Source organism: Pantoea sp. Taur, assembly GCF_009830025.1.
Lineage (GTDB): Bacteria > Pseudomonadota > Gammaproteobacteria > Enterobacterales > Enterobacteriaceae > Pantoea > Pantoea communis.
Genome location: NZ_SZZZ01000002.1, coordinates 152,232 through 177,851 on the forward strand (window position 1 = coordinate 152,232; position 25,620 = coordinate 177,851).

General features: G+C 58.0%; 21 protein-coding genes. All 21 read right to left on the bottom strand.

All coding sequences use genetic code 11. The features are described 5' to 3' along the window. Window positions 1-86: 86 nt before the first annotated feature. Window positions 87-1,130, bottom strand: coding sequence for a type VI secretion system baseplate subunit TssG (gene tssG / locus FD744_RS03120; RefSeq protein ID WP_160867280.1), 1,044 nt, complete (start codon window positions 1,128-1,130; stop codon window positions 87-89). Next, window positions 1,127-2,998 (bottom strand): type VI secretion system baseplate subunit TssF, encoded by a 1,872-nt coding sequence (gene tssF, locus FD744_RS03125; protein WP_160867281.1) that lies wholly within the window; start codon window positions 2,996-2,998, stop codon window positions 1,127-1,129. Before tssF ends, tssG begins: the two co-directional genes overlap by 4 nt. Then, complete coding sequence (tssE, locus tag FD744_RS03130) at window positions 2,995-3,546, bottom strand: type VI secretion system baseplate subunit TssE (RefSeq protein ID WP_160867282.1); 552 nt, start codon at window positions 3,544-3,546, stop codon at window positions 2,995-2,997. The genes tssF and tssE overlap by 4 nt, the downstream gene beginning before the upstream one ends. 64 nt (window positions 3,547-3,610) lie before the next feature. Beyond that, window positions 3,611-4,495, bottom strand: coding sequence for a hypothetical protein (locus tag FD744_RS03135; protein WP_160867283.1), 885 nt, complete (start codon window positions 4,493-4,495; stop codon window positions 3,611-3,613). A gap of 10 nt (window positions 4,496-4,505) precedes the next feature. Further along, window positions 4,506-5,282 carry a PP2C family serine/threonine-protein phosphatase gene (locus FD744_RS03140; protein WP_034823631.1) on the bottom strand — a complete coding sequence of 259 codons (777 nt, stop codon included), beginning with the start codon at window positions 5,280-5,282 and terminating at the stop codon, window positions 4,506-4,508. After that, window positions 5,282-7,015, bottom strand: coding sequence for a type VI secretion system-associated FHA domain protein TagH (gene tagH / locus FD744_RS03145; protein WP_160867284.1), 1,734 nt, complete (start codon window positions 7,013-7,015; stop codon window positions 5,282-5,284). Before tagH ends, FD744_RS03140 begins: the two co-directional genes overlap by 1 nt. Window positions 7,016-7,083: 68 nt before the next feature. Continuing rightward, window positions 7,084-7,566, bottom strand: coding sequence for a type VI secretion system tube protein Hcp (locus tag FD744_RS03150; protein ID WP_034823617.1), 483 nt, complete (start codon window positions 7,564-7,566; stop codon window positions 7,084-7,086). A gap of 64 nt (window positions 7,567-7,630) precedes the next feature. Continuing rightward, window positions 7,631-9,130, bottom strand: coding sequence for a type VI secretion system contractile sheath large subunit (gene tssC, locus FD744_RS03155; RefSeq protein WP_034823616.1), 1,500 nt, complete (start codon window positions 9,128-9,130; stop codon window positions 7,631-7,633). After that, window positions 9,123-9,695, bottom strand: coding sequence for a type VI secretion system contractile sheath small subunit (tssB, locus tag FD744_RS03160; RefSeq protein WP_370662120.1), 573 nt, complete (start codon window positions 9,693-9,695; stop codon window positions 9,123-9,125). The genes tssC and tssB overlap by 8 nt, the downstream gene beginning before the upstream one ends. A gap of 26 nt (window positions 9,696-9,721) precedes the next feature. Next, the gene (tssA, locus tag FD744_RS03165) at window positions 9,722-10,741 is read right to left on the bottom strand and encodes a type VI secretion system protein TssA (RefSeq protein ID WP_160867285.1); all 1,020 of its coding nucleotides are present in this window, start codon (window positions 10,739-10,741) and stop codon (window positions 9,722-9,724) included. Between the two features lie 11 nt (window positions 10,742-10,752). Beyond that, window positions 10,753-11,430: a type VI secretion system-associated protein TagF gene (gene tagF, locus FD744_RS03170; RefSeq protein WP_160867286.1), complete on the bottom strand. Its 678-nt coding sequence runs from the start codon at window positions 11,428-11,430 to the stop codon at window positions 10,753-10,755. Then, window positions 11,427-15,020 carry a type VI secretion system membrane subunit TssM gene (gene tssM, locus FD744_RS03175; protein WP_160867287.1) on the bottom strand — a complete coding sequence of 1,198 codons (3,594 nt, stop codon included), beginning with the start codon at window positions 15,018-15,020 and terminating at the stop codon, window positions 11,427-11,429. Before tssM ends, tagF begins: the two co-directional genes overlap by 4 nt. A gap of 11 nt (window positions 15,021-15,031) precedes the next feature. Continuing rightward, on the bottom strand, window positions 15,032-16,255 hold the full coding sequence (locus FD744_RS03180) for a DotU family type VI secretion system protein (protein ID WP_160867454.1): 1,224 nt from the start codon (window positions 16,253-16,255) through the stop codon (window positions 15,032-15,034). Between the two features lie 21 nt (window positions 16,256-16,276). Continuing rightward, window positions 16,277-17,620, bottom strand: a complete 1,344-nt coding sequence (gene tssK, locus FD744_RS03185; protein ID WP_160867288.1) for a type VI secretion system baseplate subunit TssK — start codon at window positions 17,618-17,620, stop codon at window positions 16,277-16,279. A 19-nt stretch (window positions 17,621-17,639) separates the two neighbouring features. Further along, the gene (tssJ, locus tag FD744_RS03190) at window positions 17,640-18,131 is read right to left on the bottom strand and encodes a type VI secretion system lipoprotein TssJ (RefSeq protein WP_160867289.1); all 492 of its coding nucleotides are present in this window, start codon (window positions 18,129-18,131) and stop codon (window positions 17,640-17,642) included. Further along, entirely contained in the window at window positions 18,131-18,634 is a 504-nt protein-coding gene (locus FD744_RS03195) for a hypothetical protein (RefSeq protein WP_052127450.1), read from the bottom strand. Before FD744_RS03195 ends, tssJ begins: the two co-directional genes overlap by 1 nt. Window positions 18,635-18,771: 137 nt before the next feature. After that, window positions 18,772-19,152: a DUF4150 domain-containing protein gene (locus FD744_RS03200; RefSeq protein WP_034823609.1), complete on the bottom strand. Its 381-nt coding sequence runs from the start codon at window positions 19,150-19,152 to the stop codon at window positions 18,772-18,774. A gap of 11 nt (window positions 19,153-19,163) precedes the next feature. Next, window positions 19,164-19,772 (bottom strand): DUF3540 domain-containing protein, encoded by a 609-nt coding sequence (locus FD744_RS03205; protein WP_160867290.1) that lies wholly within the window; start codon window positions 19,770-19,772, stop codon window positions 19,164-19,166. Then, on the bottom strand, window positions 19,759-20,844 hold the full coding sequence (locus tag FD744_RS03210; RefSeq protein WP_160867291.1) for a pentapeptide repeat-containing protein: 1,086 nt from the start codon (window positions 20,842-20,844) through the stop codon (window positions 19,759-19,761). The genes FD744_RS03205 and FD744_RS03210 overlap by 14 nt, the downstream gene beginning before the upstream one ends. Window positions 20,845-20,846: 2 nt before the next feature. Next, on the bottom strand, window positions 20,847-23,141 hold the full coding sequence (locus FD744_RS03215) for a DUF2169 domain-containing protein (RefSeq protein WP_160867292.1): 2,295 nt from the start codon (window positions 23,139-23,141) through the stop codon (window positions 20,847-20,849). Continuing rightward, the gene (locus tag FD744_RS03220; RefSeq protein WP_160867293.1) at window positions 23,141-25,453 is read right to left on the bottom strand and encodes a type VI secretion system Vgr family protein; all 2,313 of its coding nucleotides are present in this window, start codon (window positions 25,451-25,453) and stop codon (window positions 23,141-23,143) included. The genes FD744_RS03215 and FD744_RS03220 overlap by 1 nt, the downstream gene beginning before the upstream one ends. Window positions 25,454-25,620 lie beyond the last annotated feature (167 nt).

The following is a 25,620-nucleotide window of genomic DNA, read 5'->3' on the forward strand; positions in this document are numbered from 1 at the left end:
CGAAATTTTTCCCGGGACGCCATACATAGCGGCCCGACAGGTTTGGGCGAAAAAGGTGACTGGCGGGCGATCAAACGCACGGCTCATCAGTGCCGGGCATCTGGCTGGTAAATCAAATCATCACGGTGGCGTGCATCAGGCTGCTCGCCGAGCCAGCTGGTATAGCCGAGCGGCTGTTCGCCTCCAAGGGCCACGCCTGCCACATCGTCTTTGTGCAGTTCCAGCTGCACTTCCCAGTTGTATTCGTTACCCAGGTAGTGACGTACCCAATCCACCACCTGCAGGGCATGGCGCGCGCGCGGCAGCAGTTGCTGATAATCCTTGAGGCGCAGCGGGCCCAGACGCAGGCGAAACTTGTGTTGAATGTCGCGCACTGCGCCGCCAAGAAACGCGGTTTCACCGAGGCGCGGCGCATGCTTGCCCGCGCGCAGCTGGGCCTGTTCGCGTTCGCCAATGCGCATCCACTGCGGAATGTTGTGTTTGATTGCGACAGGCACCTGCAGATACCAGCTCAGGCTGCGGGTTAACCCTTCACCGTCGTGAGTCTGCCGGGTGAAGTGTCCAGCCAGGGCATAGCGCGCATGCTCATTGAGAGTGCCGCGATCCTGTTGCAGCGCCGGTTGGCCGACGCCGGTTAAGCAGGAGAGATAGTGATTGAACTGATGACGATCCGGACGATCGAGGGCAATGGCGGGCTGCGCATCCGCCCAGGCGCGGTAAAACAGCAGGATAAGGCGGTGATGGAACAGATTACAGAAGGCCACCATGCTGCGGTCGCCGAAATGGGTAACGCGCTCATGGGCATACTCCGTGAGGTGCAGTGGCAAAGGACCATTAGGCCCAAACAGGCCAAAACTCCAGATATCCACCTCGTGCAGATCATCGCTGCTACGCTGGCGAATGCCCGCTAAGGTCGCCGGTGCGAAGGCCAGTGACGGCGATTGCCCCAGACGCAGCGGTTCATTGCGCGGCAGCGGCGCGCGTCCCAGTTGCCACGCGCTGCCCGCTTGCGCATCAAGACGACGCAGCAGTTGAAACAGGTCATGCTGGAAAGGGGCCGCGCGGCGTTGCTGCCAGAAATCATCCGGCAGGCGGCAGGCAATACGCCAGCCTTTATGTAGCGTGGTCATAGCAATGACCTCTTACCCATTTGCGGTGGCCAGTAACCTATTTCTCCGCGCTTGCTGCTGTTCATCGTTAGCTCGGTAAAAGTGTTGATGGCGACCATGCGGCGGAACAGCGTGGCTAACACGCTGCCGAGCAGCCACGGACTGGCACCACCAAACGCTTGTTCGTCGATGGTCAGGGTAATGGCAATCCCCCGGGCGAAGACAATCGGCCCCGGTTCGGGTACGCGGCGAAATACCGGGCGCATTTCACAATGGCGCACGCCTTCAATCTGGCGCGAGGTGGCGGCTTCTGCGGTATCGGCATACAGCGACAGCAGCTGCCGCAGTGATGCTGCGCCTTGATCGCCGTCGCTTTCCATCAAGCTAAGGTAATTAAGCTGCAGTTGGCTGATCAGGCGCCATGCGGTGGCCCCAGCGGCCAGTGCCGGCCGTGGCGCGCTCGGTCCTTTGCGCAGATGAATACCCAGCACCGGCGCTGAGGTGGGCAGGGTGAACTGATCCATACCTTGCTGTTTGAGCAACAGCGGTAAGTCGCGATTGGTGCACAGCACATCGGCCATCACATACTGCACCGCTTCGGACCAGGGGGATTGCTGCTCATCCACCAGGGTAACGAACAGCTCTGAACCGGCGTAACCGGTGCGCGTACCGTAAATTTTGGCCTGATCCGACAGCGTGCGTGCTTCGCGCCGTTGCGAAAAGTAGGCCCCGTAATTGCCGTGATCGCTGCCAAAGCTGTGCCAGAACGGGCGGAATACCTGTTCTTCATGCAACGACTGGCCGCTGCCGTACAGGCGATTGACGCTGTACACTTCATATTCGAGCGGGTTGGTGTTATCGACCACCAGGTGGTAGTCATTGCGGCCCTCGGTAAGCTGGATACGTTCAGCAACACGCGGAAACAGGTTGATCGCTGGCGTGCAGTGCAGCGCCAGATGGGATACATCCACCACGCTTTCCAGATCGTCGTCGGCTTTATCCAACAGCAGCACGATTTCCATTTCGGTGGCACCGCGCAGCTGTTTCACTAACGGCTGCAACCCGCTGGTGCGGAAAAACAGGAAACGCGCCGGAAACGCGAAGTACTCCTGTAATAAGCGATAGCCAGTGAAGTTGCGCAGGTCATCAGGCAGTAGCGCCTCTTCGGCAGCGAATCCTTGCTGATGCAGGGCTTCCGGCTCAAGTAGCAGGTGTTGAGCGTTGTCCAGGCTGCGATACAGCACGCCGACACAGTGCGCCATCAGCAGTTCCATCAGCTCAGTGGCAGGCAGATCGGCACCGCTAAGATGGAAGCGCACATCTTCCATTTCCAGCTGATGCAGCGGAATGTTGCCCGTGGTTTGCAACCGGATACGCAGCGCGCGCACCGCACCGCGCTGGGAAAGCTGAGCAGCGGAAACGGGCAGGTTAGCCGGGATGCCACTAAGCGAGACTTCACGCAGTTGCAGTGGCAGCAGCGTGACATCATGCGCGGTGCGGTATTTGCAGCTGACGCCTTTGCTTTTCATCGCCTGATTTTCAATCAGCGAGCCGCGTGGAATGGAGAAGCCGCTGCTGATCTTGCCTTTCATGTGATCCGGCTGAAACTCGACGATCGCCATGGAGGGCGTGGGCGCCAGATAATTGGGGTAGATCATCTCCAGCAACTGCTCGGTGAAGCGTGGAAACTCCGCATCCATTTTCAGCTGCACGCGCGAGGTGAGAAAGGCAAAACCTTCCATCAGGCGTTCAATATAGGGATCCGAGACCTCAATACCTTGCATGCCCAAACGTCCGGCCACTTTGGGGTAACGATCGGCGAACTCGGCACCCATTTCGCGCAGGTAGTTTAACTCGCGGTTGTAGTAATCAAGCAGTTGTGGATTCATGCGTCCGCGTCCTTCAGGTCAAAACGGCTGTGTTCGAGATCGAGTTCAGTGCGAAACACAAACGCCAGCGGCCAGGGAATGCACCACAAATTGCCGCTGATTTCGATGGAGAGGGTGTTGTGATTGTCGAGGGCGTTAACGTCGGTCAGGCAGCGAATCTGCAAATCATGCGGGATGATGCGCGGCTCAAACTGCAGCATGGCGCGTCGTAGCGCCGTGCGCACATCGTCCCACTCAATCTCTGACATGCGCTTACCGGCCAGCGGCGTCAGTCCGAAGTTGATCACGGACATACGAGCTTCAGGCCACGGCTTGAGATCGTGCTGGCTTTCATTGTTGGTGCAGTTAAACAGCCACTGCAGGTCGCGCAGAACCTGAGTGCGCAGGGTTTGATGACTAACTGACTGGCGCCCCAACTCAATGTTCTGCTGCTCGGGATGATCGTCGGTGAGACGATCAAGCAGGCTGGGACGCATCTCATCCTGAGCGGTGACACGCTGCTGTTTGCGCGCCTGCCAGCCGTTGAAACTGTCGGGATGGGGTTTCATTCAGGCTCCTTGATATTTCGATGCGAATAAAGGGCGAAACGGCTCATCAGCATCAGTGCGTGGTTTAGCTGGCGGGTTGCGTGGGATCGCGCTGCTGTAAATGCAGCGCCTCAACCTGATGCCAGTTGAGCTGGCTGGCACTGGCATCGATCTGCCAGCGATGTAGCGCATCGGCCATCAACTGGGCATTGATGTTGTCATCATGCAGCTGCGCCTCGCGGGTTTTCACCACCACATCACCGTGAAAACGCCAGGCAAGATGCGCAGGGTCCCACGGCAGCAGCAACCAGCTTTGTGCGTCGGTGGCGCTCGCCAGGATCAGCCGTTGATTATTCGCTGCCACCACCTGTGCATCGTGCGCACCGGCAGGCAGATCGATCAGCGGATAACCCTGAAGGAACCAGAGTGCGGTGGTGGTAGCGTCCTGATGCAGCGAGCCTGCACCGCTGATCCAACCGTCCTTGTCACACTGCGGATGCTGATCAAAGGTAAAACGGACATCGCCGCTGCTGGGCCAGTAGGTACGCAACTGGCAGGTGTCATTGATGCGGAAGCGCTGCCACGGCGTGGTATCCGCCTGCGCGATCACGACTTTGGGTTTTGGCGGGATGCGCCAGTTCTCTTTGGCCGTGACATCGCCTTCGCGCACCGCTTTACCGCTACTGTCAATCAGCGTCCAGTGCAGCGTGTCGAGGCCGCGACACTGGCGTTTCAGCAACTGGCCGACCTGCGGCACAAAGGTTTCCAGCGCATCCGGTTTTAATTCGCCCTGAGGTTCAAAGTGCAGAGCCACGCTATCGTCACACCAGCTTTTCACCCGGCCATCCACCACGTTATCCAGCCAGGCGCTGAGACGCAGCGTCGGGGACCAGACGATGCGCACGCTTTTAGCTTCACTCGCCAGCGGCAACAGCAGCAGCGACAGCAGCATTGCAGAAGCAGTTTTCACGGCGGCCTCCCTAATCACGCTGCGACAACAAAATACGCTGGGCATCGCCCAGTGAACTGAGCAAGGTGGACTCCTGCGGATCGCCCATCCACACCGCCATGGCGCTAAAGTTGTCGCCGTTGTCGTCCGGCTTCATCCGCTGCAGCAGCGCCAGCCACTCTTGCGGATTACTCACCATCCGCAGCGTCTGCTCCAGATCGCTAACGTCCATCTCATGCCAGAAGCCGTCCGTACACAGCAGAAACACGTCGCCATCTTCCAGCGCCAGAACGTCGCTGTAGCTGGCTTCGCGCTCCTCTTTCATCCCCAGCGCGAAATAGAGCAGGTTGTGATTGATCGCATCCGTAGGGTAGCCCGCGTCCTGCATGCGCTGCGCCAGGCTGTGATCGCGCGTCATCTCCAGCAGATAGCCGCGACGAAAATGGTACAAGCGGCTGTCACCCGCGTGTGCCCAATAGGCGAGTTGATAATCCCGATCGATAAACAGGCTCACTAACGTAGTCCCCATGTTCTTCAGGGTGTCGTGGTTGCGCTGCTGCTGTTTAATGGCGTGATTGGCGGCAGCGATATAGCCGCGAATGCGCTGGGCATCAAGGTGATGGTCACCGTCGAACTGGGTGATGATGGTGTCGCACGCCAGACGCGCTGCGGTGTCGCCGCCGTGCTCTCCCGCAATGCCGTCACACATCACGAAGCAGGCGGCACGTGCGCCCAATGCGTTCGCCAGTCGATCCTGATTGCTACTGCGTTTGCCCTGATGGCTGATGGACGCGAACGTTATATTCATTATTTATCCGATTTTTGCGTTTGCAGGTCTTTGTAATGATTCACTTCTACGTCGTAGGCATGCAGGAAGGCTTCACCAAACAGCGTATGGAAATCGTCGTCAATTTCGCTGGCGATGGTTTGGTAGCGCTTCACAAAGCTGTCCCAACGTGCCGCTTTGCGCGAGGCGGCAAACAGGTGACGGCCGCTCTCTTCCTGCTGCAAATTGTCGGGATTAAAGGACTGCAGCATGGCGGTGATGATGGCGCGGATACCGGCAATCATGCCGAGTTGGTGCGCCTGTAAATCAACCAGCGCATCGCGCACCGCCTTTTCCGGCTCCATAAAACCTGGCATCTGGCTGCTGAACATCTGCACCAGCACACTTTTCCCGGAGGGCAGCAATTTAAACGGGTTGTTAGCCTGTTCGAGGATCATGGTCATTTCGGCATTGACGCCGCGCTTGAGCATGGTGCGGGAAGAGAGCAGTGCCACGGTGCCCTGTGAAAACAGGCTAAGCAGTTGGCCGAGCAGGTGCATCTGCTCCTGGTCAAGATGCGGCTTGGCATCAATGTCTGCCAGGTCAGCGCCGTCGAGGAAAGCCTGCAGCAGCTCAGCATCAACGCCCGGCGTGTTGGCGGCGCGTCGCTGGGCGGCGGTTTTGTAGCTCACCGGGTCGATGCCCATTCGCCCGCTGGCGCGGCTGGCGTTGGAGTGTTCAGGGCTGGCCTGCTGCACGCGCGGTGTTGGAATTGGCGCGGTCTCAGGTGGCGAGACTTCTGACAAGGGTGATGTGGGTATGGGTGCTGCTGAAGCTGATGCTAAAGGTGATGCTGAAGGTGATGTTGCAGTGGGGGCTGATGGCGTTAACGCTGCTAATGGCGCGGGTGCAGCCACCGCAGCGGCGGGTGGCGTGTGCTGTGCAGCGATCGCCGGCGCGGCTTCCGGCTGAAACAGGTCAGGCGGGGTTAACGGCTGCGCCTGACCATTCATCAGGCCAAAGGGATCGCTCTCTTCTGAATGAGCACTGCCACTGCTGCCAAACAGCGCCAGCGGGTCGAGTTCAGTTTGCGGTTGCTGATGCGCCACCTGCGGTTGATCGCGCAGCGTGGTGGGGGTGGCATCCTGCAAAATAGTCGGCTGCTGAAACAGGTCATTCTCGGCAAACAACCGTGCGGGATCGCTTTCGCGAATGCCCAGTTGTGATAGCTCGGTGTGCTGATCTTCCTGTGCTAGCGGATCAATCGGATTCAGCGCTTTCGCCGCCGGTTGGGTCAGGGGATGATGCGTTTCAGGCGCGGCCGGGGCCACTTTTGGCGCTGAGAAGTCGCGCGACAAACTCTCCCAGATCTCACCGGGTACTTCAGATTCGGTATGACGGACTAAGGGTTTGGCTTGCGTGGCCTGAGATGCGGTGACGCGTGGGGCGGGCGCCTCCCCCGCGATATCGCTGACTTCCAGCGTGTAATCGCCGATCCCCAGTAAATCGCCGCTTTGCAATTCGACCTGACGGCCATGTTCCAGCGGGATGCCGTTAAAATCGACGTTGATCACGTTGCCGCGATTGGTAATGCGGCACTCACCCTCAGCAGAGGTGTGCACCAGCAGTTGCAGCCGTGAAATGGTGCGGCTGTCGTCGGGCAGGATAAAGTTATTGTCTTCACTGCGGCCAATGGTGCCGCCTGGCGGATAGAAATCGACGCTGGTCAGCGGCGGCTGCACGCCGTTTTTACTTTCAACAAGGGTGAATCGCATAGGCTTTACCTGCAAAATTGTCTGCGTGGGCGCCCAGTTGGGACGCCCGTGCAAATAGCTTGAAACGATTAAGACGCGGTGTTGGTTTTGATGTTCCAGCCGAAGGTGGTATCGGCACCGGCGGCACCGTCTTCGGACTGCTGGGTGTAGATCTCTTCCACCTGCGCGGCCTGGAACGAGTACTCGATGCCCACGGTGTCGTCATCACGTGAACCGGTGAACTGCACGCTGGTGACCAGCACTTCGGTCAGGTTGATTTTGTTGTAGATGATCTGTGAGCCACCGGCTTTGGTGACATGGAACTCCAGGGTAGGAATATGCTTACCGTTGGAGCAATACAGCATCAGCGTTGGCGTGGCTTTGTCGATACGGGCATGCACGTGCAGATCCTGATAATTCACTTTACCTGCACCGCCGCCGCCGCCCACGCTCATGTTGTTTGGCTGGTTGGCACCCCAGTTGAAAGAGAGAATGTCGATCCAGCCGGTGTGCGCCGAGTCTTTAGATTCACCTTCAACGCCTTCTGGCTTCAGATACATTGCGATGGTCATGCGGGTCGAACTCCTTTAGTCATTTTCAAGCAAAAAATGGGCGGTAAAGTGCGCCCAGAGGGTTTTACCCTTGCTGTTGTTTCAGCGAAGGTAATTTCGAAACCAGACGCAGAGATACCGTCAGGCCTTCAAGTTGGTAATGCGGACGCAGGAAGAACTTGGCAGCGTAGTAGCCCGGATTGTCCTCCTGCTCTTCCACGGTGACGCGGGCATCGGCCAGTGGCTTACGCGCTTTGGTTTCCTGTGTGGAGTTAACCGGGTCGCCATCGACGTAGCGGATAATCCACGAGTTGAGCCAGCGCTCCATGTCGGCACGCTCCTGGAAGGAACCGATCTTGTCGCGCACGATGCACTTCAGGTAATGGGCGAAGCGGCAGCAGGCGAACAGGTACGGCAGGCGCGCCGCCAGTTGCGCATTGGCGGCGGCATCAGCATCGTAATAATCTTCGGGCTTTTGCAGCGATTGCGCGCCGATAAAGGCCGCAAAGTCAGAGTTCTTGCGATGCACCAGTGGAATGAAACCGTTCTTCGCCAGTTCCGCTTCACGGCGATCGCTGATAGCGATTTCGGTCGGGCATTTCATGTCCACGCCGCCGTCATCGGTCGGGAACACGTGGCACGGCAGATTCTCGACCGAACCGCCGGACTCGACGCCGCGAATCGAGGTGCTCCAGCCAAACTGTTTGAATGAGCGGTTAATATTGGCCGCCATTGCGTAAGCCGCGTTGGCCCAGGTGTAATTCTTGTGGGTGGCGCCTTCGGTGTCTTCGGTGAAGTCGAAGCTATCCACTGGATTGGTGCGCACGCCATACGGCAAACGAGCCAGGAAGCGCGGCATCACTAGGCCGAGGTAGCGGGTATCTTCACTTTCACGCAGCGTGCGCCAGGCTGCGTATTCGGTGTTGGAGAAGATTTTGGTGATATCACGTGGGTTCGCCAGCTCTTGCCACGACTCCATTTGCAATGCACTCGGTGCCGCACCGGTGATCACCGGACAGTGCGCGGCGGCGCCAATTTTTGCCAGTTCGCCCAGCAGTTCAACATCTGGTGGACTGTGGTCGAAATAGTAATCGCCCACCAGACAGCCATACGGCTCGCCACCAAACTGACCGTACTCTTCTTCGTAGATTTTCTTGAACAGCGGGCTCTGATCCCAGCCCACGCCTTTGTAGCGCTTCAGCGTGCGGCTCAGCTCACGTTTGCTGATGCTCATCACGCGGATTTTCAGCATCTCGTCGGTCTCGGTGTTGTTCACCAGATAGTGCAGGCCGCGCCAGGCGCCTTCGAGCTGCTGAAAACTCTCGTGGTGCATAATGGCGTTAACCTGCTGCGACAATTTGGCGTCGATCTCAGCGATCAGTGCCTGAATCGTGCGGTAGGCGTCGTCGGACACCGGCAGGCTGTTTTCCAACGCCTGTTCAGCCAGGGTTTGCACTGCCTGCGAGATGGCATCACGCGCCTGGTCGTTATTCGGGCGAAACTCTTTGTTTAACAGCGCACTGAAGTCGCTCTGCGTAACGGTTTCCGTTTGCAGGCGTGCACTTTGGGATGCGGTATTACTCATCGTGTTTCTCCGTTTCGCTGTCTTGATTTGAGGCGGTGGCTGGCTTTGGTGCGGTGGCCAACGATTTCATTAAGGTCGGGTTTTGCAGCACTTCGGCGATCAGCGCTTCAGCACCGTTTTTGCCATCCATGTAAGAGAGCAGGTTGGAGAGTTGCGTACGCGCTTCCAGCAGCTCATTGAGCGGCTCAACACGGCGCACAATGGCATCGGGCAGGAAGTCGTCCATGCTGTTGAAGGTCAGATCCACACCGACTTTGCCTTCGCCGGTCAGAGTGTTATCAACGTGATACGCCAGATGGGGCTTCAACGCTTTCATGCGCTCATCGAAGTTATCGATATCCACTTCAAGGAACTTACGCTCGGCGATCTCCGGCTGATCTTCGACGGGTTGCCCCACTAAATCAGCCATCACGCCCATCACGAAAGGCAGCTGCACCTTGCGGTCTGAGCCGTAGATCTCCACGTCATACTCAATCTGCACGCGTGGCGCACGGTTGCGCGAGATGAACTTCTGTCCACTGCGGGCGCGTTTAATGGTGGGGAAGTTAGCCATAGTGTTCTCCATGAGTTATGTGCCTGACATCAGGCGTTTTATTCGCCCGCACGGCCAAACAGGCCCTGCAGTTGGGTGACGGCGTCGGGCGCCAGGTCACGAATAATGTCGAGGAAATCGAGCTGAATCAGGCGCTGCACGCGCTCCAGCATGATCGGGGCCGGATGGCTCGGTTCGTGCTGCTGAAAGTAGAGCCGCACTTTTTCCAGCATCAGTTCCGCATCCGCGCGGGAGTTGAGAGGCACCTGTTGCCAGTTCAGCACGGCGGACAGAGGCGCCGATTGGGTGGAGTGCTCGGGTACTGCCTGCACGGTGTCAGGCGCCGGGGTCTCCTCCACTGGCGATGCTGCTGGTGTCGGCAACAACGGCAGTAGCAGCGCCAGCGCCTTCTCCGTGGCGGCCAGGTCGGGCATATCGGCGGTGTCCAGGTGCTGCTCTAGACAGAGGCGCAATGTGGTGAAGCGCTGCGCCAGGGTGCGAATAGCGGCAGCGCTGGCGTGATCCGGTTGCTGTAATGACTCACGCAGGCGCGGCACGCCGCCAGGAAAATCGCTGACTTCGGCTTTGCTGCCGTCCAGCAGGGCGATGGCATCACGCAGGGTGATCTCGCCGGTGCTGCTTTTGATCAACCAACAGTTGCGCAGCGCACGGCTGAAACCCGACTGGGGGCCGAGCGCAGCCAGGGCACTGACGCGCATCAGCAGATCCGGCTCGCCATCAAACTCCAGCGCCGGATGCAGCGTCGGCCAGTAGCGAGTCAGCGCTTCACTCAGCAGCGTGAGTCCTGCGGCACATCCGCTCAAGCCTTTGGTGTGCGTCCAGGCTTCACTGAGGATCAGCAACAAACGGATATCGCGGGTGCGGGTCAGTAACTGTTCTGCCTGCTGTGCCACCTGCTGCCAGTCTGGCGGCTCAGCGGGGATGATAGTGTTGCCAAACTGCTGCTCGGCTTTGCCGCTGCGCGCCTGTTCCAGCGCCATAAAGGCCGCGTCATATTCCAGGTCATCGCCACAGGGGGCATCGTCACGCAGCGGTTCAAGAAGGGCATCGACATTCATGTTTTTCACCGTTAAAACTGGCCAAACAGTGGCGGTTCGCCGCGGCTGGCGTGGGGTGGATTGAACAGGCGCAGAAAAAGTTGGGTAGTGAAGTTGCCGCTGTGTGAATGGCTATAAAACGCACTGCCGTCGCTCTGATTACTCCACCAAAAGCTGCTGTATTGCGCCGGATCGAAGTAGTGGACCACCTGCGGCCAGTTGAGAGTGCAAGGGGTGTCCTGGTAGCCAATCACATCAAACACATCTGACTGCGGCGGCCGGGCGAGTTGCGGCGGCAGGGCATTGAGGGCGGCATCCAGCTGATCGCCTCTGTAGCGATTTTGCACCGCCAGCGTCAGGGTTTTACCCAATTGGTAATACCAGTCTCCCGCCGTGTGTAGCTGCAGGTTGTGCCAGTGTTCCGGGGTAAACAGCTGCATGGCGCAAAGCGGGTACTGGCGACCGACGCGATCACGGGTGGGCAACAAGCAGCCCATCTGAATCATGGGAACACCGAGCGTGGCAGGGACAATGAAATTCCACACCGGCGCGCGTCCGGTTGCTGGCTGCTGCGCCAGACGTGGCAGACTGCTTTGAAACCATTGTGCCCAGCTGTTAACCAGCCGCGTCGGCAGGCGGCGGCGCATAAAGTCTCCGCTGCCGGGTAATTTGCCGTACCAGCCAAAAGAGGCGTCGTTTAAGGTCATCATGGGCAGCTAAACCCCGGCAGTTGCAGCGGGTTACGCACGCTGTTAGGGGTGTACGCCAATACAATCTGATGACCGCCGAGCGAGAAGGTTGCCTCCTGACGCTGACTGCTGCCCGGATGCAGGCTGGCTTTGTCGAACAGGCGATTAAGCGCCCAGGGGCCGCTGGTGTTCAGAGTGTTGGTGGTGCCGTCGGTCAGACCAATCTGCATACGCACCTGTTGGGTATTACCGTTACCGGGCCAGTTCACCACCTGAGGGGTTTGCGGGCCGTGGCTGTAACGGATGATTTGGCCGTCAACATCCAGCGTCAGATTGAGAATGCTGTTGTCCATGCTGATTGGCGTGATGGTCAGTCGATAGGACGGCGTGCTTGACCCATTGGCAAACAGGGCTTCACGAATCGCCTGCGCCTGCTGGAAGGGGCGCAGCAGCGTGGTCCCACCGGGTAACGTTTTTCCATCGACGCCGGGCGCGTAGCGCCAGTTGCTGTGGGTGGTGTCCACCTTGCTGGCGAGATTATCGCGGAAGAAGCTGTCCATTAGCCCGGTTCCCGGCGCGAACATCCGTGCCAGATCGTCGGGGGTGACATCGGTGCCGGAGTTGTGATTAAACGGATAGCGTCCGGCAATCGCGCTGCGGCAAAAGCTGCCGACTTCCACGCCCGCCCGCTTCTGCATATTGCTCATGGTGCGCTTTTGCGTGTCGCTGCTGGCACCGACCGCCAGCTCCAGCAACAGCGTGCGGAACGGCTCTGGCTGGCGTCCGGCATCGGCCTGCATCCGTGAAATGATGCTGCTGTCCGGAGGCGACATGCCGCTGTTGCTGGCATCCTGCACCGCAGTGAGATAGCTATACAGGTCGTCGATATCTTTCAACTGCGCATCAAACGGGATACTGCTCTCTTTCGGGTCGCTCACCTGCGCCTGTTCAATAATGCTGGCGTAGTGCGCCATGACCCGCTGTTCCGGCGCTTCAATGTTGCCGCTCTGCGCCGCTTTACGCGCGCGGAACAGCGCCTGCAGCGTGGCGGTGGCGTTGTTATTCACATAGTGGGTGCTGCGTTCCAGCAGCGACGGCTTATCCTGTTTCTCTTTTTCATCTTCCGGTGGCGTCAACGTCAGGTTGCGGCTGAGGTTAATGATCAGCTGACGCAGGGGGGAAGTCCGTCCCGACAGCAGGCGCGCGGTGTTGATGCGTTCGCCGAGGTTATTGATTGGCTGTAGTTGAATATCCTGCAACAGCGCATCCCACTGACGCATATAGTCGTCGAGGTAAAGTCGGCGCACCGTCTGTTCCAGGGTGTTTTGCTCATCAGCACTTTCACGACGGGTCAGTACCCAGCGATCTTCCTGTAACAAACTGGCGGCCACATTTTTGATGTTGCTGTTGAACGGTCCCCAGTAACCGGCAGGGGTGAAGAAGCCGGGAATCGCTTCGGTCAGCGGTTGGCCGCTTTTGCGGCTGAACACCAGCTCGGTCTGCGCACCACTCAGGTTGATCACGCTGACGCCCGGATTAACACGCGGCATCAGCAAACGTTTGAGGCGACCGTAAACCCGCGTGGAGAGTGGGGAACGGCTGATCATCTCGATCTGACGCACCACCAGGGGCTCATCGCGCTCAAACGGTGAAGCGTTGATCTTGTCATCGAGCAGTTGGCCGAGGTGATAATCCAGCGCTTTGAGCTGTGCCTGTGGCGCGTTGGCACCCTGGGTGCGCTGCACGTTGAGCATTACCCAGGCGTGGAGGAACTTACCGTCGTAATGCTGCGGCAGATACAGCATCTGATAGGCTTTCAGCGCTTCATAGCTGTAATCGACGTCACTGCCGTTATCGCTGCGCAGCCAGTCGGTGATGTTGCGGGCAATCACCGGCAGCAGCATCTGTTCCAGCGCACGCTGATAGAGCGAATCCGACGCGGTAGAGACCTCTTCACCGCGATACAAACCAGCACGCCAGCTAAGCGGTGGCTGTTGCAAATCGGTGAGCTTGTCGCTGTTGGGCAGGCCCGCCAGGCTATTAAGGAACGGCAACTGTGAGAAGATGTTTTCGCCATTGAGCGGGGACAGCGCCTTGCTCTGCTTCTCAATGTCTGGGACACGCTGCTGCACGTCAGCCAGATAACCTTTGTTGTGGTGATAGCTGGTAAACCAGGCGATCAGCGCCAGCAACAGCAGCAGTCCCAGCACGCCGTAGGTGACCAGATGCACCAGGCGATTTCGCACCGCCCACCAGCGATTGATGCCCGCCAGACCGGCTTCTTTAAACACCACTTCGGTCAGCATTTGATGCAGGAAGAAACTCTGGCCGTGGCCGGGTTGCGCCGGTTCGCTATTGGCGGCTCGCAGCGCGGGCAAGCCCAGCGCGCGGCTCATCTGGCCCATCACGCGGTCAAACGGCAGGCCCTCCTGGGTGCCGCTGGTGAAGTAGACGCCGCGCGGAATCAGCTTTGCATCATAGCCGGAAGTGGCAAACACCACGTCGAGGTAGTGTTTCAACAAGGGTTTCAGGGCGAGAAACTCTTGTGGGAACAGGTACATTTCGGCGCGTTTTACGCTGTCATGTTCGTTGATCATCAGATCTGCCAGACCGGCATCCAGACGCTGATGCAAGCGGTCAAACTGTGGCTCGAATTCGCTCCCGACGGCCAGTTGCTGATCGCTCCACGGCCAGGTAAAGCCCCAAATCTGATCGCGCTGAGCCTTGTTCATCGCACCAAAACTGGCGGTAAACCCTTTGAGCAGATCAGATTTGGTGACCAATACGTAAACCGGGAAGGGGATCGCCAGCTGATCGCGTAATTCCAGCAGGCGTTTGCGCAGGGCGCTGGCCTGCTGATGGCGCGCTTCTTCGGACTCGCCGAGTAAATCGCCGACGCTGATGGTGATGATCGCGCCATTCACCGGCTGGCGTGGGCGATACTTTTTCAGCAATCCCATAAAGCTGCGCCACTCTTGCGCATCCTGCTGACGGTCGCTCTCTTGGGTAGTGTAGCGGCCGGCGGTGTCCAGCAGAATCGCTTCGTCAGTGAACCACCAGTCACAGTGACGCGTTCCGGCTACGCCACGCAGTGCGGTTTTGCCAAACTGCGCGGCCAGCGGGAAGTGCAGACCCGAGTTGATCAGCGCGGTGGTTTTACCGGCACCCGGTGCGCCAATCAGCATGTACCACGGCAATTGATAGAGATACTGGCGATTGAGCTTCTGCATCCAGCGCGGCCAGCGGCGGCTCTCCGGTCGGTTGAAACGCGCCTGACGCAGCAGTTGCGTTGCCTCACTGAATCGCTCGGCCAGTGGGTGTTCGGCTGACATCTCATCGTGTTCGTCAGCTGCCGTTGGCGCCGGTGCCATTTTTTGTACCAGGCGACGGTTCTGCCAGCGACGCCACAGACGAGGGACGACGCGGTAGCTTATCCACAGTGCGTAAAGCACGGCGATGGCAATGTAACGATACAGCGCCGACTCCAGCGGACGATAATCCCCAATCGCCACCAGTGGACCCACGGTCCAGATCAACAAACAGAGTGCTGTAATGCCCAGGCCGCTCCACATCAGGCGGCTGGTGGCGATGGAAAAGACAGTGCGAATCATGGCTATTCCTTTTAATGCACGCTGTTGAGTTCAGATTCAGTCTGTTTCGGCGCGACAAGCAGCGTGATTTCAACACGGCGGTTGCGCGCACGATTGGCGGCAGAATCGTTTGCTGCCAGCGGATTGCTCTCACCGCGACCCTCAACGATGATGCGCTGTGGCTGACGCAGGTCCTGGGCCAGCATCTCCTGCACCGACTGAGCGCGCGCCAGTGACAGCGCGTAGTTAGAGTTAAAGCGCGCGCTGCGGATCGGGACGTTATCGGTGTAACCACTGACGCGAATCTGACCGTTAACGTTGTCCATCGCCTGTGCAATGCGGCGGATCACCGGGCGGTAGCGATCGCGGATAGTGGTGGCCGCAGAGTCAAACAGACCGTCGCCGCGCAGCAGCACCACGCTGCGGGTGGCTTCATCGTTGACCGTGACCAGCCCCTCAGCGATCTCTGGCGCAAGGAAATGACGTAAATCGAGTGCCGGTGCAGCGGGAGCCGCAGGGCGGGCGATATCGACTTTCGGCAGGTCGGTTTGATAAATGGCCGAGAGCACGGGTGCGGTAAAATGATTGAGGCGCCAGTTCAGCGTGATGTAGACCGCGCATCCCAGCAGCGCCAGCAGCGCAGCAAAGCTCCACAGTGGAATCAGCGGCTTCCATAATTTCTGCAATACCGGTTCATCCAGCGGCTGCGGCGAAAGCGGTGGCGGGTAAGGGCCGCGCACTGAGCGAATCAACTGCAGCAGACGCAACTTCAGGGTTTCCAGCTGCGTACGACCGTTTTCCATGATGCGATAACGCCCTTCAAAGCCCAGCAGCAGGCAGGCGTTCATCAGCTCCAGCAGCAGGATGTTTTGCTGCGGATGCTGTGACAGGCGCGCCAATAGCTGAAAGAACTTCTCGCCGCCCCAGGTTTCGTTATGGAAGGTAACCAGCAATCCGCTGCGCGGCCAGACATCGCGGCTGCCCCACGGCGTCAGTGCTGCTGCCTCGTCCAGTGAAGTGCACAGGCAGTAACGTGCCCCAACAATGGTTTCATACGGCAGTTGTGCCTGCTGGCAGGCCACCTCAAAGCGGCGCACCAGATCGATTAACTGCTGACGAAGGCCCGCCGGATTGTCGTGGGAGACCGAATGGCGTAACTGGGCAATGGAGTTGATCAAGGGATTGGCAATTGCCACCAGCGGATTTTCATGCTGCGTGCTGGTTTCCAGTTCGCCATTAAGTGACTGCGGCTGCATCATGGTCGCTTCTCTCCGTGCTTAGCTGCGTGCGTGGCGCAATGCCCAAAGTTGCAGGTCGAGGCCGGGAAACTCACCGGCCAGATGCAGGGCAAAGGCTTCCGCTTTCGCCATCTGTTGCCAAAGCTCGCCACTGCGCTCGAGTTCGAAGTAGACATAGCCGGAGTGCCACGGGATCTGGCGTGGTGCGGCTGGCATCACCCGCAAGCCAATACCGGGAAGCTGAAGTTGCACCAGGTCGCGGATGCGCGTCACAGGCGCGATTTTCATCTGTGCCGGGAAGTGGGTGATCAACATTTCGCCCGGCAAATCGGCGCGCACAGCCAGCACAAAACCGTAATCGCGGATCAGACTGACGTCGGAAACGGTGGCGACAAACAGTCCGTGGGAGCGTTCGGTAAGCGTGAGCTGGAGTGCGTTTTCCTCCATCACCAGCGACAAACTTTGGCGCAGCTGAATCATCAGGCGACTGAAGCTGAGGTAGAGATTATCGTGGTCGTACACCGGCAGCTGTTCGCTGGGGCGGCGTGATGGCGACCAGCTGGCGAGTTCGGTGGCAAACTGCAGCCATTCACTGAACAGGCGTTCCGGATGCAGCTGCGGCAAACGGCGGCTGTGCGCCACCTGACCGATGTAGCGGTTGATGAGCGTCAGCAGCATGAAATCGATCATCTCGGTGTTGCCACCGCGTCCCGCCTGTTGCAAACGCTCACCCATCTGCTCGCTGCGCTGCTGCAGCAGACCGTGCATATCGTTAAGAAAGGCATTAATGGCCGGGGAAACGTGACCATTGAGCAGCGGTGGGATGTAGTCGCTGTCGAGGATCAACGCGCGATCGTTGCCGCTGCTTTTAACGCGTGCCACGCCGATGGCGGTCCATTCGGCATTTAAATCAGCAGCAGGCATCAGACACAGGCGCAGGCGACCAAACTGCATCGGCGCACGGCCCACTGAAGAGGCGTTGAGATCGTCAACTTCGCGATCCTGGCTCAGGTAGCGTGCCAGGGAATCACTGGCATCGCTGAAGATGACTTCGGTTTGTCCCTGACGCTGCTCCGGGAGTGCCAGCACCACATCGATCGGCTCTTGAATCTCGCTGAAGGCCAGCGGTGGCGGGGCGTTATCCGCGCCAGTGATGGAAAACGGCGTGCCATCAGGTAGCAGGCCACTGGCCTCGGCAATCGCCAGTTTGCCCTGACGCAGCAGCGCCTGATCGATGCTGAGGGTCATAAAACCCCAGTGCCACGGGCACTGCAATTTGCCCCAGCTGCGGCTGTACGCCTCTAACCAGCGTTCCGACTGTTGAAAATGGTGAGGACGCAAAAACATCCCTTCACTCCAAATCACCTTGTCTGCGGTGTGCATAGCGCCTTCCTGAGTTCGTTTATTCGTCATGAGCGGTGAGATGCAGCCCGGCTGCGGTGGCGTTGATACGGCCATGCAGCGCGTCGGGCGAAAACTGCCAGAACTTGTAGAAATTGGTTTCAGTGGGGGCGGGCAGCGGCACGACCACGCGCCAGGCCTTGCCGTTGATATTGGCGTATTCAGCCATCACGCCGAGATAGTGCGCCTCCAGCGACGGATTGCCGTTCAGCACCTGTTGCGGCTGCTGCGTGGTGAGGAAACGCTGCTGGTTATCCAGCAAATCACCGCCCAGCACCGCAGAGGCGTTGTTTTGCAGCGAATAGAAGTCAGCCGACTGGAAATTGGCATCGGATCGCAGCACGAACACCCGGACTTTCAGCGGCGCGCCCGCATTAGCGCTAGCGTCGCTGTTGAGCGTTAGCTGCCAGTTTGCCGGCACCTGACGTGACGATGACATGCAGCCCGAGAGCAACAGCAGCAGTCCGAACAATCCTGCGATGCGCGCGCTCATTACTGAATAATCCAGGTTGATGAGCTGCCTTTTCGGCAGGCTTTGTCACCTTCGCCGACGCCGATACACTGCTGCTGGGCGCGACGAGGACGTGCCGCCTGGGCTTTCACCGTGGCGCTGTAGCGATCGGCCGTCACGGCTGCGCGATAAGGGATATAGCCGCTGAGCTGGCCATTATCTTGCGTCGAAACGGCCAGCCAGCTGTTCTCCACTTCGCCCAGAACTTGCAGCGTGGCACCGGCTTCCAGCGTCTCCATACGCAGTCCACTGAAGTCGGGACGGTTCATGAGTGATGCCGGATAAAGGGTGCGATAAGCGGCGTTGACCGGTGTGAACTGCTGTGGGGGTTGGATGATGTGCATATGCACCAGCGGCACCGCGTTGACGGTGCTGGTTTCAAGGGTGTCCGCCGTCACAATGGGAGGCGGCGCTTTGCAGCCGGCCGTGATGGCGGTGGCAAAAAGGGCAGCGAGAAAGGGCAGTTTGCTGTGAAGTGTTGTCATTTTTATCAACGTCCTGTGTAAAAACATCAGTCTTCAAAAGGGGTACGCAGCGGTTGCGGCGTGCGTGACGCTATGCGCCGTAAGCAGCACTGTTTGTTGATCGCGCGTTTTTTCGGGCTGTTTCGTCATGTGCATGGCTATGTCGCCAGCAATGCCACCGTGGTTTGACTCGGGGTGATGCGTACGCCGGGCGCGTTGGCAACGTTCTGTTGCGTCACACTACCCATACGCGTGGCGGGCATGCCGTTGATTAAAAGAGAATTGCAGCCCGTGAGGTGCCGCGACAGCCCCATAAAAGTTTCTGAAACCACACCGCCCAGCACGCCCGCTTCATCGCCCTGGGTGATTGGCGTGATCGTGGAGAGGTTATGCGCCGGCATCCCGGTAAACAGTACGGTGCTGGCGGTCGGCACCGCGGTATTGCCCAACGCCAGGTTGACGAAAGTCACCGGGGCCGGGGTTTTACACACATCGGCGACGGCCTGATCGGTGCCACCACACTGACAATTTGCAAACATGCTGTTTCCTCCTAACCCATGTGAATCTGTTTACCGTCGACACGCGTTAGCGATTCGCTGCTGATCAGCGTGGTGGGCGCATGCAGACGGGTGAGCTGGCTGGTTTTGATGTCGAGTTGTCCGGCACGCACCTGTTCGGTATGGGTGGTGCGGCGCAGCAGGTGATGGCTGATTTGGCTCAGGCTCTCCCACAGGCTTTCGCAACGTTTACCGAACACGCGACTGAGCGTGACCCAGGCGGAAACTTTTTCGCCGCGGTAATTCATCTCAGTGACCTGGCAGTCGCCATGCTCCGCTTCCAGCTGAAACTGCGGACTGCGCAGGCTTAAGGATTGGCTGCTGCTTAGGGTCAATTTGCCCTCACAGTGCAGCTCAGCGGTCTGTTCTGGCTGGGCGCGCACCAATACGGCTAACAACCACAGTTGTTCCCCGGCCCGGCTCACCAGCACGCGGTCATCGACTTGCGGCGACAGCAGGCAACTGGCAGCACGTTGGCAGTGCCAGCGACGCCCGTCGATCAGCACCTGCACGCCATAATCGGTGTCAAGCGCCAGAACCTGTCCCTCCGCCTGTAGCGGTAAATCCAGCGGGATCGCAACGGTTTTTTCAGCGTGATTCATGGTGGTCCTCGTGCGGTGTTAAGCGCGTGTGCGGTCGCCAGTTTTCAGCGGCATACAGCGCTTCGTCCTGTTCGATAATGCCGTCACGGCTGGAAAAGTGACTTTGCTGCTGGCTGGCACGATGCAGACGCGTGTGAGTAAAGTGCGCATCACGGAAATCGGCATGATCCAGCGTGGCGTAAGAGAGGTCGGCGTATTGCAACTGGCTGTGCTGAAAATTGGCGCGTGGCGCGTGGGCCTGCTGCAGCACCGCACGTGATAGCTGGCTATGGCTGAAATCGGCCTCATCCAGCTGTGTCTGCATCAAGATTGCCTGATTGAAATTTGCCTCAGAGCAACGCGCTTCACGCAAATCGCTGCCGGTGAATAACGCCTGGCTGGCCCGGGTCTGACGCAGATCAGCCGCCCGCAGAGACACCTGGCTGAAATTGCATTGTGTGAGTTCAGCACCAAAGAAACTCGCTTCTTCCAGCTTGCTGGCGGTGAACTGACTGCGTGCAAAACGTTGCTGACGATAATCGCCACCGCGCAAATCGCATTGGTAGAAAGTACACAGGGCGAAGCCAGCGCTGTGCAGATCGCTACGTCGCAGGTCAAGACTCATTAGCGTGCATTGCTCCAGGCTGGCATGGCGCAGCAGCCACTGGTGCACGGGTAATTCGATAAAACCGCTTTGATACAGCGACGCGAGCAGGAAACTGCTGTCGCTGAGGTCGCCTTTATTGAACTGGCTGTTGATATGAATACTTTCGCTGAAGTCGCTCTCCATTAACTGACACTGATTGAACAGGCAGTCGGTCAGCGTGCAGCCGCTAAACTGCGTGGCGACCATGCGGCACTGGCTGAACAGGGTGCCGCGCAGTTGTGCGTCATCAAACTGCGCGCCAGACAGTGCGCATTCACTGAACTGGGTCTCGTGCAGATTGCAGCCGCGAAAATCAGCGCCCATCAGGTCGACGGCGATGAAACTGCCGCCAGAGAGGTCCATACCGGCAAAGTTGCGTTGTTCAGGGGCAACGGCATGAATGATGCTGCCCGACTTGATCGCTTGCTGAATCTCAGTTGGCGTCATGGCTATACCTGCTGTTCGCGGCGACGCGGCAGCGTTTTCATGCTGTCGGTCAGCGCATCGTTGAAGCGCGTGTGCGTATCAGTGAGGGTTTGCGATAAATCGGCGCGGAACAGGTTGCAGTCGCTGAAGTCACAGCCTGCCAGCTGGCTCTTCTGCAGGTCAGCCCCCAGTAAAAGGCTGCCGTTAAAGCGCGCCTGACGCAGATCGCTACGCACAAAGCGGCTTAATCGGGTGCGTAACAGGCGCAGGCTGGCATGGCGGCAATCGGCACCGCTCAGATCGCTGTTGTCTAGCGAGGCGTGATCAAAGTTTGCTGCCTGAAGATCGATGTCACGCAGATTGCACTCCAGCAGCGTCGTGCGGCAAAAGCGCGCATGCGGCAATTGGCTGTTCGCGGTAAACAGGCAGCGGGTCAGTCTGGCGTCGTCAAAGCAGAGATCTTGTGACTGGCAGGTCACCAGCGACAGCCCTTGCGCCGTGACATGCTTAAATTGCACGGCATGCAACGCACAGCGAATCAGGTTGCACTGGCTGAACTGCGCGTGGCTGAAATCGAGCACTTCAAGGGTTAAATCCAGCAGATCGCAACGATCCAGCAGCGCATGCTGCAGGTTGCAGTGCTTGATCGTTGCCTGTTGCACAAACAGCTGGCGCAGCAGGGCGCGTTCAAAGCGGCAGTGCTCAATCTCAGTCGCTTCCAGCTCGACGCTGGCGAGACTGCTGTCACTGAAATCACTGTGCCTGCATTGCGCCTGCGCCAGATTGGCGCCGTCGAGTAAGCAGTGCGTCAGGCTACTGTGATGCAGTTCGCTCCGCACCAGTACCGCGCCGCGCAGATCAGCACCGTCCAGCTGGCAATGGCTAAGGTCGGCGTTTTCCAGCAGGGCATTTTCGAGATCCATGCCGCGCAAATCTAAGCCAGAGAGGTCGGCGCCGGTGAGATCCCAGCCGCGCGCATCTTTATCGCGGGCCATACAGGCCATCAGCGACTGACGCTGTGCCTCTGACTCGCTGAGCGTCAGGCGGATAGCGGATTTTTGCTGCTGTGCGGTGAGGCGATAACTGTCGAGCAACGCCTGCTCGCTGCGCGCAATATCGCTCGCACGGGGCCCAAGCAGATGGCGGTTGGCATGCAGCTCATCCCGCTGTTGGCGATACTGCGTGGCACCATCGGGCATCGGCAGCGTTGTCGCATCGCTGCGCTGCGACTCCTGCTGATAGCGCGCCATCATCTGCTCATACTGCTGCTCACTTTCAGCTTCCTGACGCGCCAGTTGCGCCGCTATATCCGCTTCCACCTTGAAATCGCTGAGCGCACTCGCCGCTACCGGCTGATCAAACTGCTGGCGCTGCTGCTGTTCAAAGCGATTAAGGTTATGCACCAGGGGGCCTGGATCGCGATTGAACGATGGGGTGCTGGTGTTGGCGAGAATCTCCCCATCAATCAAATCGCTTTCGCGGAGCGCATGCAGGGCGGCATCGGCATCGGTGGTGCGCAGCTGCTGGATGTGGCGATAGTGCTCATCTCCACGCGGTGCTTCATCACGCTCCAGCGCCACCATCAGTGACTGCACATCAAACGCATCATCTTCGTTAATGGCGCAATGGCCATGCCAAATCAATATCAGCTCGTTGCAGTGCGGCAGAAAATGTACGGTGGTGGCTCGCATCGCCAGTGTTTCAAATATCAACGCATCCTGACGCTGGCGGGTGACAAAGGCACGAGCCTGCCACTGCGGTAATTTTCCCTGTTGCAACGGCTGATCGGGATGCATGTTCTCAATGCGCCACGTCGCGCCGCGCGGCAGGGTATCGCGTTCCGACCACCACTGATCTGCCGGGGCCTGATTGAATACCCGCCAGTCGGTATCACGCGCAAATCCGGGGTAATCGTGCTGCTGCCACTGGTCATCGTAATTTTTGCCCATTAAGGCCTGACGCATCGGATGACCAATCGGAAGGGCGTGCAACGGTGCCACTTGACCCGAACCCACGGTCAGCTGTTTACGCAACTCCGCCACCTGAATCCCCACTTCACACTCAGGTTGGTCAGCGGCAGCATAGCCATAACCGCTGGCGAGGAATTCTGCGCACTGTTTGGGTATCGCCATATCCAGCACGCCATCGGGCGATTGCAGCACCTCACTGACGCGCTGCCACAGTGTTTGCTCATCACGCAGTGCAGGCTGGGGTGCCATATCCAGCAGTGCGATCACCGCTACACCGAGATAATCCTGCTGCTGCCAGCGGTAGGGGCGTGAGAGCACGCTGAGGTGCGAAGGCTTGATGATCTGCATTACGCGTCCGCCCATGGATTGAAGGTCGGATCGTTTTCATCTGCCGGCGGGTCGTTATTCTGGTTGTTGTTGTTGTTGTTGTTGTTGTTGTTGTTGTTGTTGTTGTCTTGTCCGTCGCGGTTATTCTGCCGTTCAGCCTGCTCACGCGTCTGCGGGTTATTCTTCTGCGTCACCTTCTCTTCGCGCTGTTTTTCCCAGTCGGTTTTCTTCTTGTCGTCGGCTTCTTGTTTGATGGTTTTACGTGCATCGCGCTCATCGGTGAGCTTTTTGATCTTCTCTTGCAGGGTATTGCCGAGGCCTTCGCTCACCGCACCGCTCATGATCGACATCATGTTGGTGCGCAGGGTGTAAAACGGCACCTGTTCGAAGCGCTGCAAGTCGGCTTTGTACTCGACCTGGGTTTTGCTGCGCTTGATGTAGGTGTAATCCATGCTCAAGCCCTTCACCGCAAAATCGGTGGTGGTGGCCGCGACGTTGCTCACCGCATTCACCGTTCCGTTGACACCATTGATGGTCAGGCCGATACCGGTGGTGGTGAAGTTCGCGCCGGTGACTGTGTAGTAGCTGCCACGCGAGGTGTGATAGGTGGTGGGTGCGCTGGTTGAAACCGTGTCATTGCTATGGATGGTGACTTTACCGGGCGCCCAGATTTTCAGTGCGCCGTCACCCTCTTTGGCGGCATAAATTTTGATGGCATTGTTTGCCGAGAGGTTGAGATCTTTTTGCGCATGAATATCCAGCGATTCTTCGCCGGACAAATCTTCGAACGAGATAAAGTTGCCATTGCTGGCATCGCTGTTGCCCACAGAGCGTGTCCAGAAACCGCTTTTCGACCATGACCAGGATGAGGCGGCTTCTGCGGTGATGGTGTCGCTGTCAGCGACATCGCTCTCGCTGCCGATGGTTAACAGGCTTTCGCCTACCGGCTGGGTTTGCAAGTTGTTAAACACCCGGCCAGTGATCACTGGCAGATGTGGATCGCCGTTGATAAAGTCCACAACCACTTCTTCGCCGACGCGCGGAATCTGATAATAACCTTGCTGGCTGCCCGCCCAGCCGCTGGCTACGCGTAACCAGCAGGAGTAAAGATCCTGCTCGTTATCCGGTTTAAACCACAGAAATTTCACCCGCACGCGGCCGTATTCGTCGGTGGCTACCGTACTGTTATCGCCTTTGCTGGCATCGGGAGCGTTGATGACCACAGCGGTTTGCGGCCCGCTGGTACGTGGCCAGCGGGTTGTGCGGGCAGGGCGCCAGTTAACCGTGGCCGGCACCACGCGGAACTGGAAGCAGTGACGTGTGAAGTCTTCGTCGTTGCTGGCGTAGCTGTTCTCCACCAGTTGATAATCTACGGCGGTAATTAAGAATGATTGGCCTTCATCACTGGCGCGCGGAGCTTTAGTCAACGCGAAGGTATAACCGGGTGCCATTCCAAAGGCATCACCCACGCCATCGGACTCCAGTTGGCGCGCCGCAAACTCCTGTTGACGCACCGTGACATAATTTTGCCCATCACCTTGCTGCGGGTATTGTCCTGGCCATTCACGCTGGGTCGCCGTTTTCTCTGCATGCGACTGGCTGATTTGCCCATTTGCGGAAAGATCAGCATTACTTTCCAGATAATTGTAATCATCGTGCTGATAAAGACTGGGAGAAATGGCGGCAGTGGCTTGCCAGATATTGATGCTTTCATCATTCACATAGCCACCCGCAGCGGCCTGATGATATTCAATGCTGTCGTAGCCGGGAAAAGGCTTATGCACGGAGGGATCATCCGCCAGAATCAGCGTTTGTTTATCCATCGCGTGTTCAAAATAAAAATAGATCCCTTCATGTTCCATCAACCGCTGAATGAAATCTAACGAGGTCTCCTGATACTGCACGCAGAATTCCCATTCGCGATAGGTGCCAGTCAGTCGGTCCTCAAAGATAATGCCTGCGTCATTCAGGACCATTTCGATGATCTGCTTCACCGTTTGTTTTTGCCAAATACGGAAACCGCGATTTTGGGTCAAATACCATAATTCAGGTCTGACCTCCGCACGATAGGTATAATATTCTTCGCGGTGTTTTTCATGTCCGAGAAAGGCCATCCGAGTGACAATACCGCTCAAATAGCGGGTAACGCCAGGGCGTGGATTCAGCGCTAACGTGATCGGTTTACCCAGCAGGTCTGGTAGAGAGATGCTGTTATCTTTGCAAAGAAATTCAATATCATATTGATAAACGCAGGACAGCGCTTCATGGCCCGTCATGCTCTTGAATAACAGTGATTCACCTAAAGGAGAATGCGCAACGACGACACGATCCATAATGACCCTTTCTTTTTATTTCGGCATGGCTACCGCACGGATCGCAAAATCTCTATTTTGCATCCTGAAATAAATTGGCAATAAAAATCTTGGGCGCAATTAATTCTGCCTAAGCAGAAGCGCCTTATTATTTGTCGAATTTACAAATCTTTCGATGTTTTTATATT